At 70.8% G+C, this 7,002-nt stretch carries 7 protein-coding genes; 4 read left to right on the top strand and 3 right to left on the bottom strand.

Annotation, left to right across the window (positions count from 1 at the left end):
* Together melC1 and melC2 are read left to right on the top strand one after the other, a co-directional pair.
* Window positions 1-352 (top strand): apotyrosinase chaperone MelC1 (melC1, locus tag ACWGI8_RS36120; RefSeq protein WP_453667583.1); only part of this gene is annotated, 352 nt, incomplete at its 5' end.
* 17 nt (window positions 353-369) lie between these two features.
* Entirely contained in the window at window positions 370-1,206 is an 837-nt protein-coding gene (gene melC2 / locus ACWGI8_RS36115) for a tyrosinase MelC2 (RefSeq protein WP_453667581.1), read from the top strand.
* A 3-nt stretch (window positions 1,207-1,209) separates the two neighbouring features.
* Here the strand turns inward: melC2 and ACWGI8_RS36110 are convergent, their stop codons facing one another.
* Complete coding sequence (locus ACWGI8_RS36110; RefSeq protein WP_453667579.1) at window positions 1,210-3,558, bottom strand: ATP-binding cassette domain-containing protein; 2,349 nt, start codon at window positions 3,556-3,558, stop codon at window positions 1,210-1,212.
* Between the two features lie 10 nt (window positions 3,559-3,568).
* The gene (locus ACWGI8_RS36105; RefSeq protein WP_453667577.1) at window positions 3,569-4,591 is read right to left on the bottom strand and encodes an MsnO8 family LLM class oxidoreductase; all 1,023 of its coding nucleotides are present in this window, start codon (window positions 4,589-4,591) and stop codon (window positions 3,569-3,571) included.
* Between the two features lie 79 nt (window positions 4,592-4,670).
* Between ACWGI8_RS36105 and ACWGI8_RS36100 the strand changes: the two genes are divergently transcribed.
* Window positions 4,671-5,159 (top strand): phosphatase domain-containing protein, encoded by a 489-nt coding sequence (locus ACWGI8_RS36100; protein WP_453667575.1) that lies wholly within the window; start codon window positions 4,671-4,673, stop codon window positions 5,157-5,159.
* Window positions 5,160-5,257: 98 nt separating this feature from the next.
* Here the strand turns inward: ACWGI8_RS36100 and ACWGI8_RS36095 are convergent, their stop codons facing one another.
* The gene (locus ACWGI8_RS36095) at window positions 5,258-5,470 is read right to left on the bottom strand and encodes a dodecin (RefSeq protein WP_453667573.1); all 213 of its coding nucleotides are present in this window, start codon (window positions 5,468-5,470) and stop codon (window positions 5,258-5,260) included.
* A 189-nt stretch (window positions 5,471-5,659) separates the two neighbouring features.
* On the opposite strand from ACWGI8_RS36095, the gene ACWGI8_RS36090 reads away from it, so the two are divergent.
* Complete coding sequence (locus ACWGI8_RS36090; protein WP_453667571.1) at window positions 5,660-6,907, top strand: extracellular solute-binding protein; 1,248 nt, start codon at window positions 5,660-5,662, stop codon at window positions 6,905-6,907.
* Window positions 6,908-7,002: the final 95 nt, after the last annotated feature.

Here is a 7,002-nt window from a genome sequence, read left to right as displayed (position 1 = left end):
CCGCGGCACGGAAGAGGGCGCCGGATCACCCGGCCAGGCCGCACCCGGATCCTTCGACGAGGTCTACAAGGGCCGCCGGATACAGGGCGGTCCGTCCCACGGCGGAAGCCACGGCGAGGGTCACCACGGCGGCCACGGAGGCGGCTACACCGTCCGCATCGACGGCGAGGAACTGCATGTGATGCGCAACGCCGACGGCACCTGGATCAGTGTCGTCAACCACTACGAACCGCGGGCCACGCCGCTGGCCCTCGCCCGCGCCGCCGTCGTCGAACTCCAGGGCGCCGCCCTCGTCCCTCCCCCAACCTTCGGCCGGGGGTACCCCCATCTCGCTTCGCTCGCCCTCACCTGATCCGGAGCGCCACCGCAATGACCGTACGGAAGAACCAGGCCCAGCTGACCACCGACGAGAAGCGCCGTTTCGTGGACGCCCTCCTCGCCCTCAAGCGCAATGGGCAGTACGACGCCTTCGTCACCACCCACAACGCCTTCATCATGAACGACACGGACAACGGGGACCGCGTCGGCCACCGCTCGCCGTCCTTCCTGCCCTGGCACCGAAGATTCCTCATACAGTTCGAGCGGGCCCTGCAGTCCGTGGACCCGTCGGTGGCGCTCCCGTACTGGGACTGGACCGCCGACCGCACCGCCGCCTCCTCGCTCTGGGCCGCCGACTTCCTCGGCGGCACCGGCCGCAGCAGGGACGGCCAGGTCATGGACGGCCCGTTCGCGGCCGCCTCCGGCGCCTGGCCGATCACCGTACGGGTCGACGGGCGCGGCTATCTGCGGCGCGCCCTCGGTGCGAACGGACGGCAGCTGCCGACCCGGGCCGAGGTCGACTCCGTCACGGCCATGTCCACGTACGACGCCCCGCCCTGGAACAGCGCGTCCGACGGCTTCCGCAACCACCTCGAGGGCTGGCGTGGCGTCAATCTGCACAACCGCGTGCACGTCTGGGTCGGTGGCCAGATGGCGACGGGAGTCTCCCCGAACGATCCCGTGTTCTGGATGCATCACGCGTTCATCGACAAGCTCTGGTCGCAGTGGCAGGCACGCCACCCGGGCTCCGCGTACCTGCCCGCGGCCGGCACGGCGAACGTCGTGGACCTGCACGACACCATGCGCCCGTGGAACGACGTGACCCCCTCGGACATGCTCGACCACACGCCCCACTACACCTACGACGAGGCTGCCACGGCAGCGTAGGCACTAACGGGCGTCATGTCCGAGGGACTTGGCGAGATACGGCGCGGTGCGGCTCCCAGCCGCCCGCGCCACCTCCGCCGGAGTCCCCTCGGCCACAATCCTGCCGCCCTCGTCACCGCCGCCCGGGCCCAGGTCGATCACCCAGTCGGCGCCCGCGACCACATCCATGTCGTGCTCGACGACCACCACCGAATGCCCGGCGTCGACCAGGCCGTGCAACTGCCGCATCAGCACCTCCACATCGGCGGGATGCAGCCCGGTCGTCGGCTCGTCCAGCACGTACAGGGTGTGGCCCCGGCGCAGGCGCTGAAGCTCGGCGGCGAGCTTGATGCGCTGGGCCTCGCCGCCGGACAGCTCGGTCGCGGGCTGGCCGAGCCGCAGATAGCCGAGGCCGACGTCGAGCAGCGCGCGCAGGCTCCGCAGCGCCGCCGGTGTGTCCGCGAAGACCTCTGCCGCGGCCTCCACGGTCAGATCGAGCACCTCGGCGATGTTCCGGCCGCCGTACCGGACCTCGAGGGTCTCCGGGTTGTAGCGGGCGCCCCGGCAGTCCGGACAGGGAGCGTACGTACTGGGCAGGAAGAGCAGGTCGACGGAGACGAACCCCTCGCCCTGGCAGGTCTCGCACCGCCCGCCCGCCACGTTGAAGGAGAACCGCCCCGCCTTGTAGCCGCGCGCCCGGGCTTCGTCGGTGGCGGTGAAGAGCTTGCGCACGACGTCGAAGAGCCCGGTGTACGTTGCCAGATTGGACCGGGGAGTACGACCGATCGGCCGCTGGTCCACCGTCACCGTCCGCTCCACTCCAGGGAGTTCCTCGGAGATCGACCCCACGAGCGTCGACTTTCCGGAACCCGACACACCGGTGACCGCCGTGAACACCCCGAGCGGCAGCCGCGTCGTGAGGCCGCGCAGATTGTGCCGGGTCACCGGACCCAGGGCGAGCTGCCCCGACGGCTGCCGGGAAGCCCGGACCGGAGCCGGCTCCGCGCCGAAGAGGAAGCGGCGGGTCGCCGACTCCGCCACCTCGGCGAGCCGCTCCGGCGGCCCGCTGTGCAGCACCCGGCCGCCGTGCTCGCCCGCGCGCGGCCCCACATCGACCAGCCAGTCGGCGTGCCGCACCACATCCAGATGGTGCTCCACGACGAACACCGTGTTGCCGCCCGCCTTCAGCCGGTCCAGGACGACGAGCAGCGCCTCCGTGTCCGCGGGATGCAGCCCCGCCGACGGCTCGTCGAGCACGTACACGACCCCGAACAGACCGGAGCGCAGCTGCGTCGCCAGCCGCAGCCGCTGCAGCTCACCGCTGGAGAGCGTGGGCGTGGCGCGGTCCAGGCTCAGATAGCCGAGCCCCAGCTCGGTCACCGTGCCGATCCGGGCCAGCAGATCCGCCGTCAGCACCCGCGCCGTCTCGTCGTCCCGGTCCGTGCGCAGGGCGTCGGCGAGCGCGGTCAGCGGCAGCGCGGCCAGCTCGGCGATCCTCCGCCCCGCGAAGGTCACCGCAAGCGCCTCCGGCCGCAGCCGGCTGCCGCCGCACACCGGGCACGGCGCACCGGCCAGAAAGCGCTCGGCCTTGGCACGCAGCGTCTGGCTCCTGGAATCGGCGAAGGTGTGCAGGACATAGCGCCGGGCGCTCATGTACGTGCCCTGGTACGGGCGCTGGATACGGCCCGCGTCCCGTACCGGATGGACCGTCACCACCGGCTGCTCGTCCGTGAACAGGATCCAGTCGCGGTCCTTCTGCTCCAGCTCCCGCCAGGGCCTGTCGACGTCGTACCCGAGGGTGTCCAGGACATCACGCAGGTTCTTGCCCTGCCAGGCACCCGGCCAGGCGGCGATCGCGCCCTCCCGGATCGACAGCGACGGATCGGGGACCAGCAGTTCCTCGCTGGTGCGGTGGATCTTCCCGAGGCCATGGCACTCGGGGCAGGCCCCTGCGGCGGTGTTGGGCGAGAAGGCGTCCGAGTCCAGCCGCGCGGCACCCGCCGGATAGTCGCCCGCGCGGGAGAACAGCATCCGCAGCGAGTTCGACAGGGTGGTCACCGTACCGACGGAGGAGCGCGAGGTGGGGGACGAGCGGCGCTGCTCCAGGGACACCGCCGGCGGCAGACCGCTGATCTCGCCGACCTTCGGCGCGCCCACCTGGTGGATGAGCCGTCGGGCGTACGGGGCGACGGACTCGAAGTAGCGACGCTGCGCCTCGGCGTAGATCGTGCCGAAGGCGAGCGAGGACTTGCCCGACCCGGAGACTCCGGTGAAGACGGTGAGTGCGTCGCGCGGGATGTCGACGTCGACGTTCTTGAGATTGTGCTCGCGGGCGGCGCGGACGCGGACGTAGGGGTCGTGGGGGCCTTGCATACCGGGGATTCTAGGTAATGTCCCTGTCGTTCGCGCTGGTCAGGCCCGCTATGCGCGCGAGACGGCGGAACGAGTCCAGCAGACCCTCGCGGTCGTACGTGCTCGTCGTCACCAGCACCTCGTGCGCGCCGCTGTCCTTGATCACCGTCTCCAGTGCGTCCGTGACCTGCTCCTGCGTGCCGTGGATCTGGCCGAGCAGCCCGGACTCGTAGAGCTCGCGCTCCTTCGTGGTCATCGCCCGTGCCTCGATGGCCTCGGCCGGTTCGAGCGGGGGGAAGGTGCCGTGCGTCCGGGAGTACGCCATCGCCCACGCCTCCGGTATCAGCAGCCGCCGGGCCTCCTCCTCGCTCCCGGCGACCGCGACCGTGCCCGCCACCACGACGTACGGCTCCGTCGCCCACGGAGACGGCCGGAACCCGGCGCGATAGCGGTCGACGGCCCGCAGCAGCCGCTCCCGGCCCCTGAGGTCCCCGACCACCAGCGGCAGCCCGGCCGATGCGGCGATCTCCGCGCCCTCGCCCGTGGCCAGCACGAACGGCGGTACCCGCAGTCCCTCGGAGGGGCGCGCGTGCACCTGCTGATGTCTCCCCTCGAAGTACCGCAGCAGCTCGCCCAGCTGCCCCGCGAAGTCCTCCGCGTCGTCCTTGTCCCGGCCCAGCGCCCTGCGTACCCCGTCGGTGAAGCCGACCGACCTGCCGAGGCCCATGTCGATCCGCCCCGGGAAGAGGGACTCCAGTACCCCGAACTGCTCGGCGACCACGAGCGGTTGGTGATTGGGCAGCATCACCCCGCCCGTACCCACCCGGATCACCGAGGTCGCGGCGGCGACGGCGGCCGCCAGCACCGTCGGCGCGGAGCCGACCACACCCGGCACACCGTGATGCTCGGAGACCCAGAAGCGGTGGAAACCCAGCGCCTCCACCTGCTGCGCGAGCCGCACGGTGCCGCGCAGCGCCTGCGGGCCGTCCTGCCCGGCACGGGTGCGGGAGCGGTCCAGCACGGAGAACCTGGTCGAAGCGATCACTGAGGTCACACCAGGGTTCAACGCCCGCACGGCGCCAGCATTCCCGGGGGCGCCAGGATCACCGAGGGGCACGCCCTAGTCTGGGACCGTGACCAAGAACAGCAGGCCACTGGCCGTATTCGACCTGGACGGGACCATCGCCGAGACCGGCCACCGCCAGCACTTCCTGGAGCGCAGGCCGCGCGACTGGGACGCCTTCTTCGCTGCCGCGCCGGACGACACACCGCTCGTCGAGGGCGTACGGATGGCGGCCGAGGCGGCCGGGGAGTGCGAGGTCATGTACCTCACCGGCCGGCCCGAGCGCTGCCGTGCCGCCACCCTGGACTGGCTGGAGCGGCACGGACTGCCCACCGGCAGGGTGTGGATGCGGCGCAACGACGACCGCCGGCCCGCCCGGACGACCAAACTGGAGATCTTGCGGCGCCTCGGCGGCGGCCGGGAGATCCGGATGCTCGTCGACGACGACGAACTCGTCTGCGATGCCGCCGAACGGGCGGGCTTCAGGGTCGTGCGCGCCCGCTGGGCCAGTACGTCACAGGCGATGAAGGACGCACAGGAGCGCGAGGGCCGTACCTGACCCGAGGGCCGTGCCCACCCGATGCCCCGAGGGCCTCACCTGGTTCAGGGCCGCGCCTGACCCGTGGGCCGTACGGGTGACCGTCGGCCACCTCGCCGCTACCCCTCCTCCAGCCGGAACCCGACCTTCAGGCCGACCTGGTAGTGCTCGATCTCGCCGTCCAGGATGTTGCCGCGCACCTGCGTCACCTCGAACCAGTCGAGGCCCCTGAGGGTCTGCTTGGCGCGGGCGATGCCGTTGCGGATGGCCTGGTCGACCCCCTCGTGGGAGGTGCCGACGATCTCGGTGACCCGGTAGGTGTGCTGGGACATGGGGCCGCACTCCTCTTCGCTGTGTCGAAGGTTTCACTCCACGGTGCCCCAGCCAGGGGCCGTCCGCGAGGCGTCGGGGGTTGACCACCCGATTGGTACATACCAAAATCCCAGCCACGCCCGTACGAACGCCGTTCGGTCCCCCCACGTCGGGTCCACTTCCCGTGCCCTACGTAAAAGGTGACCTACGTGAAGAACCGCCTCCTGGCCTGCTCCCTGGCCATCGTGTCCGCTGTCGCGCTCGGTGGATGCGGAATGCTGCCGGGCGGCGGCCCGGGTGGCCGCACCGTCACGGTCTGGCTGATGAAGGACAGCGTCTCGGACGACTTCCTCGACCGCTTCGTCACCGACTTCGAGAAACACCATCCCGGCGTCCAGCTGGAAGTCACCTTCCAGGAGTGGACCGGCATCGGCGAAAAGGTCACCGCCGCGCTGGAGAGCGACGAGGCGCCGGACGTCATCGAGGTCGGCAACACCCAGGTCGCGCAGTACGCCGAGAGCGACGCACTGCTCGACCTGACCCTGGAGTCCATCCGCGATCTCGGCAGCGACGACTGGCTGCCGGGCCTCGCCGAGCCGGGCAGCATCGACGGCACGCAGTACGGCATCCCCTGGTACGCCGCCAACCGCGTCGTCATCTACAACAAGGACCTCTTCGCGGAGGCGGGGATCACGCAGCCCCCGAAGACACGCGCCCAGTGGCTCGAGAACACCGACAAGCTCAACAGTGAGGGCAACCAGGGCATTTACCTCTCCGGGCAGGACTGGTACACCCTCGCCGGCTTCATCTGGGACGAGGGAGGGGACCTCGCGGTGGACGAGGCCGGCTCCTGGGCGGGCGTCCTGCACAAACCCGCCGCGATCCGGGGCATGACGTTCTACAAGGAGCTCCAGGCCCTCGGCGACGGCCCCGAGGGCGCGGACGAGATGACACCGCCGCAGACCGGTGTGTTCGCCAAGGGGAACGTCGCCCAGATCATCGCCACCCCGTCCTCCGCCACCGTGATCGAGAAGGAGAACCCGGCGCTGCGGGGCAGGCTCGGCTTCTTCCCGATCCCCGGAAAGACCGCGAAGAGACCCGGCGCCGTCTTCACCGGCGGCTCCGATCTGATCATCCCCGAGAAGTCGCGCAACCGCAGTGCCGCGATCGACGTCGTCGAGGCCCTGGCAGGTGAACGCTGGCAGACCGACCTCGCCAGGACCATGAGCTACGTTCCCAACAAGACCACCCTCGCATCCGCCATCGAAGGCCAGGAGGCCACCGCCGCGATGGCCGCCGGCGCCGCGCAGGGCCGCGCCACCCCCAACTCCCCGCAGTGGGCCTCGGTCGAGGCCGACAACCCGATCAAGCCGTACATGACGGCCGTCCTGCGGGGCGCGAACGCCGAGCGCGCCGCCAAGAGCGCCTCCGAGCGGATCACCGCAGCCCTCGGCTGACCTAGTCTTCTGAGTCAGGAATCCTGTTCAGATATGAGGCGAGGCGTTCGAGGATCTCGTCGGCGGTCTTCGTCCAGACGTAGGGCTTCGGGTCG

This window comes from Streptomyces sp. NPDC054841 (assembly GCF_053611045.1).
Note: the sequence above shows the minus strand (reverse complement) of the source record. Positions and strands in the feature narration are given on the sequence as shown.

Bases quoted from the DNA above. Each gene is read 5' to 3' on its own strand.
- melC2 (WP_453667581.1), top strand. From the start codon at position 370: ATGACCGTACGGAAGAACCAGGCCCAGCTGACCACCGACGAGAAGCGC.
- ACWGI8_RS36110 (WP_453667579.1), bottom strand. From the start codon at position 3,558: ATGCAAGGCCCCCACGACCCCTACGTCCGCGTCCGCGCCGCCCGCGAG.
- ACWGI8_RS36095 (WP_453667573.1), bottom strand. From the start codon at position 5,470: ATGTCCCAGCACACCTACCGGGTCACCGAGATCGTCGGCACCTCCCAC.